This window comes from Ornithinimicrobium murale (genome assembly GCF_003352835.1).
Taxonomy (GTDB): Bacteria; Actinomycetota; Actinomycetes; order Actinomycetales; family Dermatophilaceae; genus Ornithinicoccus; species Ornithinicoccus muralis.
Map to the genome: position 1 here is coordinate 97662 of NZ_QLVD01000028.1, position 18336 is coordinate 115997.

The 18336-nt window shown below is 64.9% G+C and carries 16 protein-coding genes and 1 pseudogene; 11 read left to right on the top strand and 6 right to left on the bottom strand.

The features are described from left to right. Positions 1 to 418: 418 nt before the first annotated feature. The 3 genes and pseudogenes from DPQ65_RS13530 to DPQ65_RS16535 all read left to right on the top strand — a co-directional run bounded on the left by DPQ65_RS13530 (position 419) and on the right by DPQ65_RS16535 (position 2119). Positions 419 to 1267, top strand: a complete 849-nt coding sequence (locus tag DPQ65_RS13530; RefSeq protein WP_162802232.1) for a hypothetical protein — start codon at positions 419 to 421, stop codon at positions 1265 to 1267. Positions 1268 to 1821: 554 nt separating this feature from the next. Next, positions 1822 to 1971, top strand: a pseudogene (locus DPQ65_RS16530) (transposase); the annotation flags it as partial. Positions 1972 to 2071: 100 nt separating this feature from the next. Continuing rightward, positions 2072 to 2119: a hypothetical protein gene (locus DPQ65_RS16535; RefSeq protein WP_420330096.1), complete on the top strand. Its 48-nt coding sequence runs from the start codon at positions 2072 to 2074 to the stop codon at positions 2117 to 2119. Positions 2120 to 2717: 598 nt separating this feature from the next. On the opposite strand, the gene DPQ65_RS13545 is transcribed toward DPQ65_RS16535, so the two are convergent. Both DPQ65_RS13545 and DPQ65_RS13550 read right to left on the bottom strand, forming a co-directional pair. Beyond that, positions 2718 to 3095 carry a hypothetical protein gene (locus DPQ65_RS13545; protein WP_162802233.1) on the bottom strand — a complete coding sequence of 126 codons (378 nt, stop codon included), beginning with the start codon at positions 3093 to 3095 and terminating at the stop codon, positions 2718 to 2720. Positions 3096 to 3493: 398 nt separating this feature from the next. Continuing rightward, a complete protein-coding gene (locus tag DPQ65_RS13550; RefSeq protein WP_114907888.1) occupies positions 3494 to 4279 on the bottom strand; it encodes a hypothetical protein in 786 nt (261 codons plus the stop codon). A gap of 511 nt (positions 4280 to 4790) precedes the next feature. Here DPQ65_RS13550 and DPQ65_RS13555 point away from each other — a divergent pair. From DPQ65_RS13555 to DPQ65_RS15725, 3 genes are all read left to right on the top strand, one after another. Beyond that, on the top strand, positions 4791 to 6320 hold the full coding sequence (locus DPQ65_RS13555; protein WP_162802234.1) for a hypothetical protein: 1530 nt from the start codon (positions 4791 to 4793) through the stop codon (positions 6318 to 6320). A 90-nt stretch (positions 6321 to 6410) separates the two neighbouring features. Further along, a complete protein-coding gene (locus DPQ65_RS13560) occupies positions 6411 to 6749 on the top strand; it encodes a hypothetical protein (protein ID WP_114907890.1) in 339 nt (112 codons plus the stop codon). A gap of 819 nt (positions 6750 to 7568) precedes the next feature. Next, positions 7569 to 8009 (top strand): hypothetical protein, encoded by a 441-nt coding sequence (locus DPQ65_RS15725; RefSeq protein ID WP_162802235.1) that lies wholly within the window; start codon positions 7569 to 7571, stop codon positions 8007 to 8009. Between the two features lie 35 nt (positions 8010 to 8044). Here the strand turns inward: DPQ65_RS15725 and DPQ65_RS13570 are convergent, their stop codons facing one another. Continuing rightward, a complete protein-coding gene (locus DPQ65_RS13570; protein WP_114907892.1) occupies positions 8045 to 10861 on the bottom strand; it encodes an NACHT domain-containing protein in 2817 nt (938 codons plus the stop codon). Between the two features lie 97 nt (positions 10862 to 10958). Continuing rightward, positions 10959 to 12053, bottom strand: a complete 1095-nt coding sequence (locus DPQ65_RS15730; RefSeq protein WP_162802236.1) for a hypothetical protein — start codon at positions 12051 to 12053, stop codon at positions 10959 to 10961. Between the two features lie 463 nt (positions 12054 to 12516). Here DPQ65_RS15730 and DPQ65_RS13575 point away from each other — a divergent pair, with 463 nt between their 5' ends. The 4 genes from DPQ65_RS13575 (at position 12517) to DPQ65_RS13585 (ending at position 15274) form a co-directional block, all read left to right on the top strand. Beyond that, positions 12517 to 12810 (top strand): nucleotidyltransferase family protein, encoded by a 294-nt coding sequence (locus DPQ65_RS13575; RefSeq protein ID WP_202863138.1) that lies wholly within the window; start codon positions 12517 to 12519, stop codon positions 12808 to 12810. Between the two features lie 481 nt (positions 12811 to 13291). Then, positions 13292 to 13447, top strand: coding sequence for a hypothetical protein (locus DPQ65_RS15735; protein ID WP_162802237.1), 156 nt, complete (start codon positions 13292 to 13294; stop codon positions 13445 to 13447). A gap of 76 nt (positions 13448 to 13523) precedes the next feature. Then, complete coding sequence (locus tag DPQ65_RS13580; protein ID WP_202863139.1) at positions 13524 to 14081, top strand: Fic family protein; 558 nt, start codon at positions 13524 to 13526, stop codon at positions 14079 to 14081. A 467-nt stretch (positions 14082 to 14548) separates the two neighbouring features. Continuing rightward, entirely contained in the window at positions 14549 to 15274 is a 726-nt protein-coding gene (locus DPQ65_RS13585) for an alpha/beta hydrolase (RefSeq protein WP_162802238.1), read from the top strand. Between the two features lie 31 nt (positions 15275 to 15305). On the opposite strand, the gene DPQ65_RS13590 is transcribed toward DPQ65_RS13585, so the two are convergent. After that, entirely contained in the window at positions 15306 to 16535 is a 1230-nt protein-coding gene (locus tag DPQ65_RS13590; protein WP_114907894.1) for an epoxide hydrolase family protein, read from the bottom strand. An 85-nt stretch (positions 16536 to 16620) separates the two neighbouring features. Between DPQ65_RS13590 and pgeF the strand changes: the two genes are divergently transcribed. Then, positions 16621 to 17373: a peptidoglycan editing factor PgeF gene (pgeF, locus tag DPQ65_RS13595; protein ID WP_114907895.1), complete on the top strand. Its 753-nt coding sequence runs from the start codon at positions 16621 to 16623 to the stop codon at positions 17371 to 17373. Positions 17374 to 17398: 25 nt separating this feature from the next. On the opposite strand, the gene DPQ65_RS13600 is transcribed toward pgeF, so the two are convergent. Beyond that, positions 17399 to 18220 (bottom strand): NYN domain-containing protein, encoded by an 822-nt coding sequence (locus DPQ65_RS13600; protein WP_114907896.1) that lies wholly within the window; start codon positions 18218 to 18220, stop codon positions 17399 to 17401. Between the last annotated feature and the right edge of the window lie 116 nt (positions 18221 to 18336).

Consider the following 18336-nt stretch of genomic DNA (forward strand, 5'->3'; position numbering starts at 1 on the left):
GTCTTCGGGGCTACTGGACCCAGGGTCGGCCCTGAGACCCAGTGAAGGAGCGCTACCCAGTCGCCACCACGTTCAACCCTGTTCCGTACGCGGGCGGGAAATTTTACCGTCCTAACCGGGAGACCTGGGGCGGCTCGCTCGCGGCGAAAGGACGCGCCACGGGCGTGCGCGGGAGTTGCCGGTGCCGTGCGCAAAACCTCGTGCGCCGTGAGGTCAGCGTGGTCGATGCTCGGCAGAGCCGCCGGTATGGCCTGTGGTTCCGCTGGACCCGTTGTTGCGCAGTAGCCTTTCGAGCACGGCTCGTGCCTGGGCGCGACGTCGCTGCCAGTTCCGGTCGACTTAGCCTGGCCGAGCACTGGGAGCGGGCCCGACGGTGCACGCCGACTGAACTGACCCGATCCGGCACGAAATGGCGCAGATGACTGACGAGTCGCAGGTTCCCGAGCTCGCGGACTTCCGCGCGCGGCTGGACCGTGCAGAGGAGTTGTACGAGGCGTTGGGGACAGCATGGGGCGTCTACCTCGAGCAGCGGCCCCACCGGCTCGTCACGAAGCTCCACGCCGATGGTCGCGGGGAACTGCTGATGGAACGGGTCGTGCCGATGCCAGCCGAACTCGGCCTCATCCTCGGCGAGTTTCTGTACCAGCTGCGTGCTGCGCTCGACAACTGCTTGTACGCCGTTGCCGTGATCGTTGCCGGCACCAGCCCGCCTCCCGGCGCCGGGGCGTTGCAGTGGCCGACCTGCGACACCGCAGAGGCTTTCAACAAGCAGCGGTCCCGACTCAAGTACCTCCGGTCTGATCTGGTCGACGCTTTGGAGGCGATCCAGCCATACCAAGCTGAGCTGCCGACCTGGAACTCGCTGCGTCTCCTCAATGACCTGGCGCGGGTGGACAGGCATCGCACCCTTCATCTAGTCACGCTGGTGCCTGTGGCCAGTGACCTGATCGTGGACTTGGATGTAATTCAGAACGTCGAACTGCGCACTGGGGAGGATCTCGACGATGGTGGCACTATTCTGACCTTTGTTTTTACGGGCAGTGGCGGGCTGAGGCGTGAGCACATCGACGGGAACTTCGAGTTCGAGGTCGAACTCGCCGACGTCGAACGGTCCGCCGGGCCAACGGGTGAGGTGATGCGTCCATGGGGAACCCTGGCGAAGCGGCTGCAGTCGATGCGTCTGGCGGTGCTGGGGTATGCCGAGGGCCTAGTCCATCTCGCCTGCAACCCTGACGTCACCGAACCGCCGCACGCGCACGGCCCATGAACTGGTGGCACTCTGTCGGCGGCAGCCGACACGCTGACGGGGAGCAGAGCACTGCATCCTCGGGTGGGCAGAGGCTGGTCGTCGACTCTGGGTCGTCGAGGGGGGGTGTCACGTGTGCGACGCGGGTCTCCGCGGTCCCGTCACAGCACGCGCTGGCATTGGGTCGACGCTGGACAAAGGCCAGCCTTCCTGTTGAACCGGACTCCGCCGCAGCTCGCCGACCGCCTCGCGCCCACATCAGATTCCACCCAGATCGGACTCGCCACTCAACTCTGCCGCCAAGCTCTTGAAGCCTAGTAGGCGGTGAGCCGCAACGCTTTTGCGAGACCACTTCGGCCAGGGTTGTGGGCACAGCCAAATGGGCGGATCGCGGCCGGTATGACGCGCTCCGCAACGGCCGACCCGCGGCCGATGAGCCGTAATGCGGGCGGTACGAAGTTGATGAACACAGCTGTCGCGCGCCACGATGGTGTGCTCAGGCGACAGGCTGTGCCATCGGTGATTCCGGCTGTCACTAAAGGCCGAGGCCACCGAGGCGATCGGCGTACCTGCACGTGCACACCGAGGCTGCGATGGTGGTGCCCAACGCGGTCGCGATCGCCACCGGTGTGACCGAGCACGGGCGCCTGGAGATCCTGGGCCGGGACGTCGGCGGCAGCGAGGACGAGGTCTTCTGGCGCGGCTTCCTGACCGGTCTAAAGAATCGTGGCCTTCCAGGGCGCAGCTGGTCATCTCCGACCAGCACGCCAGCCTGCTTGCCGCGCTCGCCCCGGTATTCAAAATTCGGGCCACCAACGGTGCCGGGTGCACTTCATACGCAACGTCGTAGCGCACGTCCCGAAGGCCGAGTGAGATGTCGCCGCAGTGCTCCGGACGATCTTCGCCAGCCCGACCTGGACTGATGGTCAAGCAGTGGGACAAGGTCCGTGACGACCTTTCCGGCAGGTACCCCAGACCGGTCCGCTGATGGACGGCGCCAAGACCAAGGGCTCGCGCTTCGCCGTCTTCCCACGTGAGCACTGGCGCAAGATCTGGTCCACCTGACCGCTCGAGCGGCTCAACAATGAGATCAAGCGACGCTCCCGGGTCGTGGCATCTTCACCCATGAGGCCGCCGTCATCCGCCTCATCGGCGCCGTCCTAGCGGACACTCACGACGAGTGGCAAATCGACGACCGCCGCTCCCTCTCCGAAGGCGCCATGGCCAAACTCTACAAGACCAGCGAGACTGACACCGTCGCCCTCGAAACCGGCGATCGGTAGGGCAAGGAGCATCAGCTCAAAGCCCACCCCCCAGCCGGGCGTTATCGGCGATTCAAGGTGATAGAGATGTTGACGTCTCGCCGTTGCATAACGGACTCCCTCCGTGACCCTCTGAGTGGTTCCTCGCTGGTCACGCGCGGGATAGTCGTAGATGACATCCGACCAACCCATGCGTTAGTAAACGTCTGCTAAGCGGCTCCCACGACCCCCAAAATCTGTGCAACAGAGCCGACTGCTACCAGCAGTAACCCATTCCGTGCAGCCATGTAGCGAGAGCCGGATACATCTCTGAGCGCCCTGTTCTCGTCTTCCTGTACCTCCGCCAGGTCATCGGCCAGCGCATCATCTGCGAGTTGCAGAGCTTGCGACACTTGCTCCTGCGTGTAGGGCGGTGACACGTAGCCCTTACGCCGAGAAGAGTCGACCACCGCGATCCGGTGTCGCTGGGCCGCCTTTACTTCGGGCAAAAGGGCAAATGGCAAGACCTTGAGGTCGTTCGCGGCGATGACTGCCCCGAGGACCGTCATCACTAAGCCCGCCACGGTGATCCACTGTGCCCATCCCACGCCCGGACCCTATCGGATGTCGGCCCTGATCACACCCAGGGGGCTGTTCGCTCAACGGTGTTTCTGGCCTGCCACGCCCGCGTGGTCAGCGGAAGCAGCAGGGGGCCCGCATTCTGCAGACCAGGAGCGCAACGTGAGGGTACGGGAATAGTGGACGGATCGACGCCCGTGTGTCGAACGCGGCGGTATGACGCAGTCCGGACGGCGCGGATGGCCGGATACTTGTGCACACCGCTCGCCAGTTCGTGATCGTGCCTGCGAGGCCCTTCCCGAACTGGCAGGGGCCTACCTCGAGGACTCTTGGGTATTGGAAGTCGCGCCCGCCGCCGGTAGCCTGCCGCGCTGCTTCTCGGTCCATGTCGCTCGCCTCGGTAGTTGACCAACGACGAGTGGAAGAGTCACGACGACACGTGCGCGACGACCTGGGCGGTGTAGTCCACCAGCATTTCAACTAACTCAACAACACCGACGAAGCCGGCGTCGAGCTCGAGACCGAACTGGACTTGAACCGCGGTAGAGCCGCTGATTCGCTGGATCGGGTCTATGGTCGCCCCCGACAACAGCAGCTGTCCAGGGATCAGCGATGTCCCGTGCACAGAGACATCTGGCGGCAGGTTCCGGGCGACAGCCGCTTCGTCGGAGAACTCGACGGAGTGCGAGACCTGCATCTGGTTGAGCTGCACGACGGGCGTGATGGTCAGCCGATGCTTGTCTCTGTTGTCAAGGTCAGCCAGGAGAGGCAACAGGTCGCCCGAGCGCTCCGCCTCCAGTCGCTGAAAGGGCTGACAGTCGTGGATGCGCTGGACGACGTCTGCCGGCAGCGTCCTGAGCAGCCGTGACGAGTGCTTGTCCCAGTCGTCGGGGTCCGACCAGATCGGGAAGGAGATGCTCTTCTTCTGCCCTTCGGTCATTGCGGAATCTTCGGCATGCGACCACACAAGCGCATCCAGGGCTGAGCGGAGATTGTGGACGCCATCACCAAGGATCAGCGCCCACTCACTGAGAGGGGGCGGGTCGAAGACAGGCAGGCGTAACTCCCACGACAGTCGATCGTCTGCGATCTTCGCGACCGGCTGCAGGTCGAGACTGCTTGACCAGCCGATTATGCGCGACTGCAGCGCGAGGCCGTGCTGCCGCGCGCGCCCAATCTTTGCGTACGCGGGAATCGCTCGTGTTGTGTCCACGACGACAGTGTGGTCATGCGCTGCGGCAACGCAGCCTCTGACGCGCCGAGGTTCACGGGGCTCCCGAGCACGAGCAAGCGAGCAGCGGACACCGAGCCAGTAGTGAGGCGCTCCAAAGGAAGGGAGCCGGGTGACGCACATTCGGACACGAGCGCCAGTCCGCGTCCGGCGCGCCAATCCTCGCCCCAGCCTCTGCAAGCTCGCCGCAGATCGCTAGCGACCGTTCAGTCGATGTGGCGACGCGGCTGCTCCGCGGGCTGTGACAGCCCCTTGGCGGCGGCATGTGCGGCTCGGATGCGCAGTCGCGAGATGCCATGCTGGCTGGCATCCGCAACGGACTCCACGCTTATCTACGCAAGGGGGCGGGTACAGCTCTCCTAGAGAATGAGGGTTTGCGATGGGAAGAGCAAGGGTCGACCAGACCAGCGTGCGCTTGCTGCCTGAAACGGTCGAGGCGCTCGAGGCGGTGGTTCGCGACCGTGGCTGCTCTCGGGATCGAGCGATCCGCGACTTGCTCGACGCGTACATCGCGGCCCAGCAGGAGCTCGAGCCGGGCGGCCGCCTGACTCACGTCACGGCAGTTCTGCGGTATCCGCCGCCGCCGCCGGGTCGGCACCGTCCCGATGGACGCGTCCGCGTTCCGGCACGGCTGCCCGCCGACACCATGGAGAAGGTCACGGAGCTCACGCTCCGCCTTCCCGGTCAGCCTCGACGTCGCGGGCTGAAGGACTACGTCCGCAGTCCACTGGCCGAGGCGCTCACAACCGCGATCGCGTGCGACAAGCCTTTCGACGTTCCCGGGCTCGAGGACATTCCGCCGATCTGGACCCAAAGGGCAGCCGTCAGTCTGTGGCATCTAACAGTCGCCGCTACCCTGACCGTGCCAGAGCAACTAGCAGTCCTGGGCAATCTCGAAGCGCTCGACGCGGACGCGGAGAACCCGACGGAGCTGACGCAGATCCTGCGTGATGGTCACTTCGCATGGCACCACCCGTGGCGGTTTGAGGTAGCACTCCACCTCGCACGCAACCTTCTGACCGGACCGAAGCGGGTCCAGAACTGGCGCTCGCTCAAGAACCGCGACGATGAGTTCGAGGTCCTTCGCTTCGACTTCGAACGCACCGACGACCTCGACCATACGCTCCTACGAGGTGCGCCGAAGCACGCCATCAGCAACGTGACAGGCCGCGGAGGGGCGTTGGTGTGGCGTGCACGTCGCAGCCTCGCGCTGCAGGCGATCAGGAACTGGATCGTGTCGAAGCCGACCACGCCGCTGACTGTGTCGCCTCCATACGTCAAGATCGTTCACCCGAAGGCATGGACATCCGTCCGGGTGCCGGCGGATGACCACCTGCCGGCCCAAGTGATTGCCGACGCGGAGGCAGGCAAGGTGCTCTTGTTGTCGACCGACGAGTCAATCTCGGCGTGGCCCTACCTAAGGGAGACGGGGGAGCCGGTGCCGCGGTTCGACATCGTGATCGAGGAACTTGCGCGCCGACGGCCCGAGGAGGTCGTGGAGCTCGTCCTTCTTGACGACCCGCGTCTCGCCGACGTCTACCTGGACCCGGCCCTCGCGTACGACTTAGGATTCATCACCGCCGACGAGCGCGACGCGTTGATCGAGGACGCGGCGAAGAGGACGGCTGGCCGGATTGAGACGACGCTCAAGCGCGCTGAGAACTGGACGCCGGACGAACACGCGGAACTCGACGCGCTCCGCGACGATCCGGAACGGTTCTTCGAGCTCGCAGCCGAGCATCACATCAGCGAGGGCGTGGTCCGGCCCTGGTGGGTGTGGGAGGCCGGGCCGACGGTCACGGAACTGGACAACCTCGCTGGCGCCCCAGACCGGCTGCGACAACTCGTGCGCTCTCGTGGGCGCAACTGGAAGCGGCAGCTCGAGGCGACGATGGAGGCCGCCGGCCGAGCCGCAATCGCGCACGGCTACGCCGACCCGGAGCATCTGGCCTACTACGACGCCGAGTGTGGCGAGTCGGACGAGGATGAGACCGAGTTCAACCTCGGTGGCCTGGTCGATTGACCCCGCTTACTGGACCCGTGCGACATCCGCAGATAGTCACGTACTCGTGCGAGAAGAAAGACTTGGGTCCACGCCATTTCAGGAGGAGCCGTGGGCCACAAGAAGAACCAGCGAGAAGCCAGCCAAGCACGCGATCTGCGCTGTGACGCGGCCCCGGCTGACCCTGCCCGGAACGTGCTTGCCCGACCCCGCCTGGGCGCCCCCGACGACGCCTGGTCGACGGTCCTTAAGGACGTCGTACGCGAAGCACCGAAGACGGCCCAAGTCATTGCCGGCACCGTCCTGCTTGCGCTCCTCAACTTGATCGCGTACCTGATTGGGGTGTTCGCCGAGTACGGCGCGACCGCACCTCCACCCGACTCCCCGATCCAGCACGCCGTGCACCTCGCGCTCGAGGGCGCCTGGCGCACCATCAAGAACGGCGGTTGAGCCGGGCCAGCGACGACGGCAGGCCGTGCCTGGCTCGATCGCGCGATAGCGCTCGGCCCCCGTTGTGGACTCCGGGCTCTAGCGAGCCTCTCGGACGGCGCATGCGGGTGCTCCCGGTGTGCGTTGTCGCGGTCGCGCGCTGGCCAAGCCCATCGTTCAACCGGGAAGCCAAGCATCGAGGCATCCGAGGAGGTTGTACTTCCGATCAGCCACGAGAAGGCCTTAGCCCCCAACACAGACTCCGGCCGCGGCGCCGGCCCAAGGCGAGTCGTGGTTCGAGCCGGAGCCCGCCAACATCTAGGCGAGCATCCGCGAACCCGATTCCCGGCCGACGGGAGCAGGGCACGTCATTATGGAGGGGGAGCGCCGCGAAGGGGCGTGGGTCTCCACCACCGTCTCGCGCATCGGCACCTCGCGCGAGTAGCGGAACTTCGATGGCTACTGAGTAGCCAGCGATGGTGAGGAGCACCCTGCGTGCACGGGACGTCACTGGCCAGAAGGCGAAGGAGGCGCCGATGAGAGCCGCTGACGCCCGAGCCTTGGTGATTGCCTTCAACCAGTGCATTTCAGACCAGGCTCCTTGATCGCCTCGGCGGGTTGATGACTAGCGATCATGTCTTCGTCGATAGCGCAGGCAAGGCAGTGCATGGACGGGTAGATTGCCATCGCAACTACTGCCGCAACGTCTTCCAGACGCTCACCGTTCGCGATGGCGTCGTGATCGTCGTTGGTAGGAGCGAGATCGGCCAGGCTCGGTGCGGCCCTTGCGTGTTGGCCACGAGGGACACGTTGCCAGGACACTTGCCCTAGGGTCGCCCTGTGACTGATGCCTCCTCAACAGCGGTGACCTCTGAGCCAGTCCTTGTCCTGCTGAGCGCTCGGCAGCACGGCCTGCGCGTGTTCGCGCTTGTGCGTGCAGGCACCTGCGTAGCGGTAGCTAGTGTCGGCGATCGGATACCTGATCCTGACCCTGAGCCGCCGGACTACAGCCGACCACCGCGGCTTCGCATGGTCGCAACACAAACTTCAGGAGAAGGTCTCGGGCTGATGTTGGTCAGCCGGATACACGATGAGATTGAGTCCGACCTTGTCCACGATGGTCTCCTGAGCGCGTCTGGTGCGTGCCTGGTGGAGCGTGCTGGGATACTGGGTGAGTCCACGACGGAGCCGGAGACGATGAGCGACGAGAAGGCTTCCGTCCTGGCATCTGAGCTCCTCGACTTCGCAAGCGACCACCCCGAAGTAGAGAAGTGGTACTAGTAGCGAGAAGGAGATGCAGACGATCCGTGCTTGGCTCAGCGCGCTTCGTGGCCGACGAGGCCATCGGCCACGGGTAGCCGTTCGCGCGCACGCCACAGCAGCGAAGTGATCGCGCTTCGCGCCGGCCAATTCTGCGGATCGATCGCATCGATCGCTTCCACCACCACTTGCAACGCCGCCCAGTCACCCACCAGGTTGAGCGCACTGGCAGGAACCGCTAAGCCCTCCGGGAAATCGAAGAGGCCGTCCGCGTCGCTGGTGGTCTGGATTCTTCGCAGATCGTGACGAAACGCCTCCGCTAATGAGCCGCTCACCCATGTCGAAGCTTCGGTTGGAAGCGCATCCGCGAGAGTCACGATCCGCTTGCTGGCCTTCGAACGTTGCTTCGACTTGGCGTACTTGGAGAGCATCTGGCGTGCCTTGGCGGCCAGCAGGCCTACTCGTTCCTTCGCGCCGAGTTCGCGCAGGACGAGAACCGCGCTCTGGTGGTTCTCCGGGCGAGAGGCGACGGCAAGTTCGAGTTCGCGCAGGATGTTGAGGCGCGTTATGTCGTTGAGGCCGGTCTGGTCAGCGAGGACCTGACCGAGTCGACTGGCGCCCAGGTTCGCGCCGTTGAGAGCCTCCAAGGCATGGTCGATGAGGAGCCGCACGTGTCGTGGGTTGTTCGCTGCGACACCGTCTTCGAGGATGTCCGTAGCCAGCCTGGGACCGATAGGGGCAAGGAGACTAAGCCAGGCGTCGTCGGCGGCATCGAGATCTCGAATTGCTTGCAGCATCCGGTCGAACAGGTGGGGCTTCTCGCGGTACAGCGTACCGACGGCCAGCAGCCAGGTATTGCGCCAGTGCGCCGACGGGCCTACGGCCGCCAGGGCGCCCACCACATCATCGTCCCGTCTCGAAGTAAGTGCCTTCGCAGCCATGAACTCCTGCAGGCTGCGCAGGTCGAATCCAACATGTTCCTGACCCGTGGCGGCTAGGAGCACGAGACGGTCACGTGCGGCACGAGTAAGGTTGCCAACCAGGCGTTCGAGCCCGGGACCGGAGTGCTCTTGATCGATCAGGCGTTGCTTGATGATCCGGTGAAGTTCGTCAACGGGCATCGCGGCATCGAAGTCGCCACCCTTCTCGCTACGGATTTGTAGCGTGAGGCCGACGGTGTGGTGGATAGCGTCGATATCCGGGCGGTGGTCCTGGAGCACGTCGGACAAATGGTTCTTCTTCTGCAGTTCACGGTCGTAGATCACGTCGTAGTACGCCTGGAAAAGGGCGGCGCGGTCCTGCGGGGGCCGACGCCGATTCTCCAGCAAGAGCGACAGGATCATGACCTGGAGCGGCGTGCGCATCAACCGCCCGGTCACCTCGTCATCCACTGCAGAGGTGATGCGTTCAACGATCTCTGTCTTGTCGGCATCCTCACCCAGGCGCATCTCCGTGAGCCGGGTCGCATAGGCGACGGCGTCCGCCCGAGAGAGCTTTAGCAACTTGACCTTGCCCAGTGACTCAGGCAACTCGTCGCCATACCCTTGGGGTCGGGTGGTCGCCACGACGAGCAGGTCGGCGTCTTCAGTCTGCGCGGTCTCCAGCAAAGCGGTGACGGCGTTCGCGACCTGCTCGCGCGCGGCGGCGGCGGCGACCTCGTCATAGCCGTCGAGGACCAGCAGCCAGGGCCAGGCGGTTAGCCATTGACGGGCATCGCGTGCCGTGAAGTCGGCACCAGTGGGCCCGTTGATCTTGCGCGCCAAGTAGGCGACGAGTGGCACCTCCGGACCGCCAGCCACCTCCGAGGCGTACTCGGCCAAGTCGACGCGAAATGGCCATCGTCGGTTCGTAATGCGTGGCACGCCGATCTGGACGGCGCGCTCGAGCGACGCGTCCACGATCCTGGAAACCTCAGGACTCAGGCGCGGTCGGGATTCCAAGAGCGCGGCGCGGTAGGTCTGAACGAGAATCCGACCGAGGGTGGTCTTGCCCTGTCCCGGTCCACCCATGATCAGGAAGTGCGGGCTGTTCTCGTCTCGCACGGAAGCACGCTGGACACGGTTGCCCACCGTGATCACGTGCTGCAGCACTCGCACTTCAGACATGGGGTCCTCGCTGGACTCGATATCCGCGGGCAGGTCGACAGCGACTCCGGCGAGGTCGAGCCGCTGGTTGGCCACCTGACCAGCCTCGCCGAGTTTCACCTTGCCCCCCTGCCCCAGTTCGACCCGGGCGTGCTCCTCCAGTAGCGGCAGCGAGGTGGCTAGCGAGATTGTTGGGACTGTCATCTCGCCTGCAGCCAGTGCCGCGAGCACGTCGCCGGCGGTCAGTAGCCCGTTGAACCGCTGACGCACGCTGGCGTGCACGTCCAGGAGTCGCTCGACTTTGGACCGGTCCCACACCTGGCAGTCCTTCAGCGGCCACTGGTTCATCGGATCGGCGGCGTGGTCGCGGATGGTCCGCTCGACATCATCGATCCCACCACCGATCTGCCCGGACAGGGACACATTGGTGATGACGACGAAATAGTCAGGCCGTCTACCTTTGCGTTTGAGTTCCTTCTTGCCGTTGTGAGTGACGACCTCGCTCCAGCGTCGCAACTCCTTGCGGACTTGCGCGATCAACCAGGCCTTGTTCGCGCGCGTGTCAGCGGGACGCTCGCAGAACTTCGCCTGGAACACGCAGTACCCATCCCAGGATGGTGCGTCGGATGCAGCGTGTGCAGGATGCAAGACCCCCTCAAACGTGGCGTCCCGGCCGTCGTCCTTGCCCGTGCCGAAGACCTGCACTCTCGGCCCGAAGTCGCAGATCAGCAAGGCCTGCACCATGCGCTCGAAGTCGTGGGGTCCGAGTTCCTCGATCACGTAGGGCATGGGTCCCATCCTTCTGCTCCAGGCGTCCACGCAGACCCAACGACAGGCGCCATAGTGCCTACAATCACGGCGTAAGTCACCTTCTGCCTGTCGGTTGTCACGAGCGTGGACAGTCGGGTTTCCGAGTTGTGGGTCGCTCGCGTGTCGTCCGGTGGATGCAACGCGCATGCTCGCGAGTCGCTCGTGGAAGACTGCCTTTTGGTGCGGTCACCCTAATGCGCGCCTCCGCGGTGCTGATCATGTGCTCTGCGGCTATTGTGGTGACCACGGTCGCGCCATAAACGAAGAGTGCACCGTAGACGTCAACCGAGTTTGTGTTTTCTGACGTTCCAGAACTCAAGCCTGCCCCAAGCAATATTGTGCTGAATGCCAGCAGTGCCACGGAGCATCTATTCAGAGTCTTGGCTCGCGCCATGCCGTAGGCGCCCAAGCGGTAAACCGTGGTCTCACGAATAGCGGCGCCAGCCCCGACGGATGCGATTAGCAAGCAGATCATCGATGCGACCACAGATCCAGGTCCCGCAAGATTGTCTCTCACACCCAGCGTGGCAAGGTTTCCTGTAAGCAGCAGGATCAATACAGCTGCCGCAACAGCAACACCTGCCGCATATTCGTGGTGCGCCTTCGGCGAGAGGCTTGCATTTCTAATGTACGTGTGTAAGCGAGAGATTGATTCTCTCAGTTCAATAGGTTCAGATGAACAACTGTCCATCAAATTGGAATCCTTGAGTTTCCCTATGATCCCCGAGTCCATTAATGCAAACCTGTCGTGAATATTCGAAGAACTCAACTGCTCGGCATGGGTAACCAAGAATCGACCGAAGTCCGACAGGTCCAGTCGCACCCGAAAGTCGTGCTGCTCGACGATTTGAGCCCGCCGGATGGCGCGGCTCGCCTTGCCTGGTACAGCACCGTCTGCCCAGATCCGGGCGAAGGAGAGATGGGCCTCAGTCGGCACCACCCTGCGACTGTTGAAGTAGACGCACAACTGCACGACTGCGATCTCGAGTTGAGGCTCGTGGCCTTCTTGGGGCAGGCCCGTGCGACTGGAGAGTCCGGTGCCGACTAAACGCAAGAGATCCTGAGCCTCCTCGTCTGACACGGGACTCTGGCGCCAGAGGGCGGCCAGCGCCTCGCGCCGACGTTCGTCGACCTCCGCCTCGGCTCGAATAGCTGCAAGCGTGGTCCTCATCCTGGCTGAGATACCCAAGGTTGCTCCCTTCGCGTTCTCCGTCTCGTCAGAACCCTAGTGCGCCGTACTGACAATCCGGACCGAGTCGGTGAGGTGGTGCGTTTGGAAGCCTCATTCGCCTTGTTGAGGCTCAGCTACGCGATGGCGATGCGGGCGGCACTCGCCAAGCGGGGTTGACATTGGGATGCTGTGCTAGCACTGCAACCTCCCGCTTCCCACCTCGACCTCTTCCCAGATCGTGGAGGCCCCGGTCGTTGTGCGGGGAGGAACCGTGCGGGGAGGCGTGGAGGCCGCCCATGTCCTGTCCCAAGGTGTGCAGGGGCCAGTTTGAGCCGACCAGGACCAGATGCACTCTGGCCGGTGCAACGCTGCCCCATAGTGGGCGGATCGCGGCGGAGTGACCCACCTCGGCAGGAACTTCAACCGCATTCGCCTGCGTCTGTCTCTCCGTTAGTCTGTGCGTGTGCTGGCCGTGGACGTCGACCCAGAACGCTTGCGCGATGTGTGCGAGCGCTACGGCGTTGCGTCCTTGGAGGTGTTCGGCTCTGTCGCCCGTGGCGAGGACCAGGTCGACAGCGATGTTGACCTTCTCTATGTCCTGAAACCGGGCACTCGCCTCGGCTTCCAACTATTCGACCTCGAGGACGAGCTCGCTGTGCTCTTCGGCCGCCCAGTCGACCTTGTCGCGCGCAGGTCGGTCAACAAGTACATTCGCGAGCAGGTCCTCGCCGACGCTCAACCCTTCTATGCGGCGTGAACTCCTGCTGCTGCGCGAGATGCGCGACGCAGCAGTGGCGATCCGGGAACTGGTCGGTGATCGAAGCCCTGGGCAGGTTGAGGATGACACCATGCGGCGTTCGGCGCTCTTGTAGCACTTCACGGTGCTTGGGGAGGTCGCAAGTCAGGTCCCTTCGGACACCAAGGGCTCCTACCCGGAGATCGCTTGGCGCGCCGCGGCCGGCTGTGGAACCGTATCGTCGACGGCTACTGGGACATCGACGTCGAGACGCTGGTCGCCAGGGCCGTCGACGACCTACTTCGAATCACGCCACTCGAGGGCGCCCTCGCGGCCCTACAGGAACAGCAAGTCCGAGGTCACCCAGGCTGACAGTCGCACGCACGGGCGTGTCGTTGCGAGGCGGAACGCGGCTACTAGAGTCCAGATTTGCTCGAGCGCTGTTCGCCCGGTTCGTGTCCCGGCGTAGGTGCGCTACCGCTGGAAGAGGGAAGGAGCAGCGATGACCAAGAAGACTGTGTCCGACAAGACGCGCCGCCAGATCGTCGTGCGCTCGACCAAGGCTTCGGCGCGGTTGGAGCATCGCGACGTTCCCGCTGAGCATGTCCGTTCGGCCAAGGTCGAGAAGTTCGTGGAGTCGCTACGCTCGAAGGCCTGATGGCTCTCGACCCTGACTACGGCGAGACTCTCCTCAGCTACGAAGAAGCGGAAGCGCTCACGCCGAAGCTCGTAAGTTGCTGGGCGACCCAATCCGCAAGGCCGACCTCTACGACCTGGAGCAGCGCATCCAGGTAGAGGTCGCCGACGAGTGGTGGGGCAACCTGCTGAACTTCGACCTACCGATGCGCGACCTCGTCGACGACCACTTCGTGCGTGACCTCCACCGCCGTCTCTATGCGCCGGTCTGGGAGTGGGGAGGGCGCCAGCGCTCGCGGGAAACCAACATAGGCATCGCCCCAAAGCACATCGCCGTCGAGATGCGCAACGCATTGGACGACCTCAACCATCACTGGGAGCACCAGACGGGCATCGACGCGAGAACGCTGGGCATCGCCGCTCATGCTGCCTTGGTCCGCATCCACCCGTTCGTAGATGGCAACGGTCGCGTGACACGACTGCTGGCAGACCTTGTGTATCTCGCTGGGCAAACGGGCTGGGAGCCGATACACACCTACGACTGGGAGGTCGACCGGACCACCTACATCCGGCTCCTGGGCGAGTACGACATGACCCGCAACCCCAGCGCACTCGCCGAGTTCATCCCCGTCATCAACCTCGAAGAGGTGGAATAGGGGACCTCGGCTGCTAGCCCCTTCTGGGCGAAATGACGCCCATGAGGATGTCGGCGACGAATGTCGCGCCGGGGGACCGGGGCTGCGTCGCGCCGGTCAGTTGGCCAAACGATGACTGGACGATCTCACCCGTCATGGTGGTCTCGAGTTGCGAGGGCCACAGGTGCCGTGTGCCACCACCGGGACCACGCGGCATACAGCCTGCCGTCCGGTCTCCGCCGGTCTCAGGCTTTCGCAGTTCACCCTGGGCCGGGGCCGCCGGAGGAGTGAGTTGATCAGACATGTCGGGACACGCTGGTGTGTCCCGGTCTGTGGCCCGGGGCTCGCGATGCTCTTTGTGGCCTCGCGTGCGGGCGACGCGTCGAGCGATGCTGGCCGATCTGCACCAGCACGCATGGTGCAATGACGAGGTGGGTCGTGAGTTCGAGGTGGTCTGGGGTCGACAGCTGCCTGTGGGGGTAACGGAGATGACGCTCTCTGTGCGGCACGGTGCCTCGGACGTGCCGGCGATCGCGTGGCTGCCGCCAGACGCAATCCGCCCGCCTCCCGTGGTGTTGTTCGGTCATGGTGGGAGCGGGCACAAGGCGATCGATCGGCATCGTCGGATGGGGTCCCGGCTTGCGGGTGAGTTCGGGATCGCTGCCATGGCCATCGATGGTCCGTACCACGGCGATCGCGCTGTGCCCGGTGACGGGCCCCTTGACTACCAGCGCCGGGTGATTGACGACGGGCCGGTTGCCGTCCACGAGCGGATGCGTGACGACTGGCTCTCAGTGTTGTCGGCCGCCGTGGATGCAGAGCTGGTTGACGGTGAAGCGGTCGGGTACCTCGGGGTATCGATGGGTGCCCGCTATGGGATGGCGTTGTGCGCTGCGCTGGGGCCGAGGTTGCGGGTGGCGGTGATCGGAAAGTTCGGCCTGTCTGCACCGGATCCCATGATGGCCGCGATGGCTGCGGACAGTCTCATTCGGCGCTCGGCCACACGGATCACTGCACCGGTCCTCCACCATGTGCAGTGGGACGACGAGGTGTTCACCCTCGACGGTCAGCTGGAACTCTTCGGCCTGCTGGCCTCACCGCTCAAGCAGCTGCGTGGCAGGCCAGGGCGTCATGCTGTGACGCGTGCCGACGACGAGAACAACTGGCTCGAGCACCTCGTGCAGAACCTGAGACGTGAGTCGGCCGCAGGGTAGCGGTGTTCGATTCGACCACGCGTCCGGCAACTCAGCCTGACGCGGGGACCGGCCGCAGTCCACGGAAGAACGCGGCAAGGTCGCCGACGAGGAGGCTGGGCGTCTCAAGACCCGGGAAGTGCCCGCCCGTGTCGAACTCGGACCAGTGCGTGATCCGGTCTGCTGGGTCGAACACGCTCTTGATCATGTTGTCCGCGGCGAACACAGCCACGCCGGTCGGAGGTCCGGGCGGCTGCTCGGAACCGGAGTCGTCGGATTGGTCGGCCATCTCCCGGTAGACCTGCATCCCCTCATAGGTCGAGTGCGCCGAGCTGCCACCCGCTCCGGTGAACCACGCTATGCTCACGCAGGTCAGCAGCGCCTCTCGGTCGATGGCCTCGTCGGGCAGCTCCCGCTCGGGGTCGGTCCACTCGCGGAACTTCTCCGCGATCCACGCCAGTTGAGCAACTGGTGAATCGGTGAGCGAGTAGGCCAGCGTCTGCGGTCTGGTCGCCTGGAGGTGGAGGTAACCGAGCTCGTCACGCTGGTGCTGGTTGAACCGCTCGGCCCGAATCCGGTCCTGCCCAGTGTGGGCGGTCTCATCGAGCGGTGGCCCGAAGGGCATGGCCGGTTCGGTGCCGGTGATGTGCGTGCCCATCACCCTGTCCCCGTCGACCATGCCAAGCAGGAGTGCCACCCCGGAGCCGACGTCGGTGCCGTGGACCGCGTAGTGCTCGTAGCCCAGGCGACGCATCAGCTCTGCCCACGCCTGGGCCACCCGGAACAAGTTCCCCCAGCCCGGATCGACCGTCGGAGTGGAGAAGCCATAGCCGGGCAGGGATGGCACGACGACGTGGAAGGCGTCTGCTGGGTCGAGGCCGTGCGCACGGGGGTCGGTCAGCGGCCCGATCACATCGAGGAACTCAAAGGGTGTGCTCGGCCAGCCGTGCGTGAGGATCAGTGGCACGGCGTCCGACTCGGCTGAGCGAACGTGCAGGAAGTGGATGTCCTGGCCCTCGATCGTGGTGACGAATTGCGGCACCTCATTCAGGCGGTCCTCCTGCACTCGCCAGTCGAAGGTCTCCGACCAGTGGCCGGCCAGCTCCCGCAGGTAGGCCACGGGCACACCCCTGGCCCACCCGGTGCCCTCAGGCTGCTGTGGCCAGCGGGTCCGACGCACCCGGTCACGCAGATCGTCGACAGTAGACTGAGCGATCTCGATCCGGAAGGGGCGGATCGCTTGAGACGCAGCCGTGTCCGTGGTGCCTGTGTCGGGTTCCATTCAGCCACGATAGGAGCGACACCGGACCGATTTCGAGCTTTTATCTGGTGCCAGCTAGTGGGCTGCCTGCGTCTAGTCTGGCCTTGTGTTCAGGTGGCGTGAGCGGGAGCCGGGTGTCGGGACCTCCTATGGCGTGGACTGGGCCATCACCGACCGTATGGGCGGGCTCAGCGTCGGATCGTATGCCTCGCTGAACCTCGGCGCGCACGTCGGGGACGACCCGGACGCGGTGTCGCGCAACCGTTCCCGCGTGGCGAGAGCGCTTGACCTGGAAGCAGGTGACCTGCGTTTCATGCGGCAGGTCCACGGCTGTGACATCGCCGTGGTCGACCGGGACCAGGACGACCCGTCCCACGAGGCGGACATCATGATCACCGATGACCCGGACGTCGCCCTGGTGGTCCTGGTCGCCGACTGCACTCCGATCCTGCTGCTGGACCGCACCGAGGGCCTGGCTGCGGCGGTCCATGCGGGACGAGTGGGCTTCACGAACGGCGCCGTCGGCGCGGCGGTGACAGCGCTCCAAGAGCGCGGGGCCAGCGACCTCGAGGCTGTGGTCGGGCCCGCGATCTGCCCGCGCTGTTATGAGGTGCCCGCCGATCTCCGGGAGGCGGCTGCGGCCGCCAGCCCCGCGGCATACTCGGTGTCTCGCACCGGAACCCCCGCGATCGACGTGGCCGCAGGTGTGGTCGACCACCTCCAGGTCGCCGGTGTTGCGGTGACCTGGCTGCCCGGGTGCACCCGGGAGGAGGAGTCGTTGTTCTCCCATCGCAGGGACGGGGTCAGCGGCAGGTTCGCCGGGGTGATCAGGCTGCTGCCACCGGAGGACGCTGCCTGACCCAGAGGGCATCGCTGGGTGGGGGCTACGTCTTCGACGTGGCGGGTTTGGCGACAGCCGTCCGCTTCTTGGCTGTCGCGGTCGCCTTCGCCGGCGTTCGCTTCTTGCGCAATCGCACCTGCCGCCTCGATCCCGGGGTGCGTGCTTCCAGGTATGGCTGCTCATCGACCAGGGAGCTGAGCTTGGGGTGGCCATAGGTGCGTGAGTCGAAGTCAGCGTGTGTGCGCCTGAGGTGCTGACCGACCTGGCTGAGCAAGCTCCACCCGTCGTCACCGGAGGTCGCGTTGATGGCCTTGGTCAGCGCGCTCTGCAGGTTGATCACGGGCTCGGGAGCAGAGCCGTCGGTAGCGCTCACGCCGTCGGTCTCAGCAGGTGCTGGTTCCGCCGGCTGCTCGTCGGCCGGCTCCTGTAGCACCTCCAGGGAGATGAACTGGTCGACGGCCCGCCGCAAGGCCACCGATGTCTTGGCCTCGCCGAGCCCGAACACCTGCTTGCCCGACTCACGCAGTCGGGTCGCGAGCCTCGTGAAGTCCGAGTCTGAGGAGACGATGGCGAACGCGTCGACGTTGCCCTGCCACAGCAGGTCCATGGCGTCGATGATCAGCGCTGAGTCGGTGGAATTCTTGCCGACCGTGTTGGCGAACTGTTGCTGGGGCTGGATCGCGTTGCGCAGGAGCTCGGACTTCCAGCTGGACAGGTGAGGGGTCGTCCAGTCGCCGTAGCCGCGCTTCACGGTCGGCACTCCGTAGGTCGCCAGCTCCTCCAGGACCGCCCCGATGTGCCTGGCCGAGATGTTGTCGCAGTCGATGAGCACCGCGATCCGAGTCGTGCGCACGTCGTTGTCCACGGGGCCAACCTATCGGGGCCGGTCTCGTCTTGACGGCTGGCCAGCCTCCGGGACCTGGCCGCGGCGGCCAGCCCCGCGGCATACTCGGGGTCTCTGGGGACTGGAGCCGTGAGTTG

Coding starts and splice junctions, on each gene's coding strand:
- DPQ65_RS15730 (WP_162802236.1), bottom strand. CDS start 12,053: ATGAGGACCACGCTTGCAGCTATTCGAGCCGAGGCGGAGGTCGACGAA.
- DPQ65_RS13585 (WP_162802238.1), top strand. CDS start 14,549: ATGACGCTCTCTGTGCGGCACGGTGCCTCGGACGTGCCGGCGATCGCG.
- DPQ65_RS13570 (WP_114907892.1), bottom strand. CDS start 10,861: ATGCCCTACGTGATCGAGGAACTCGGACCCCACGACTTCGAGCGCATG.
- DPQ65_RS13590 (WP_114907894.1), bottom strand. CDS start 16,535: ATGGAACCCGACACAGGCACCACGGACACGGCTGCGTCTCAAGCGATC.
- DPQ65_RS15735 (WP_162802237.1), top strand. CDS start 13,292: ATGACCAAGAAGACTGTGTCCGACAAGACGCGCCGCCAGATCGTCGTG.
- DPQ65_RS13530 (WP_162802232.1), top strand. CDS start 419: ATGACTGACGAGTCGCAGGTTCCCGAGCTCGCGGACTTCCGCGCGCGG.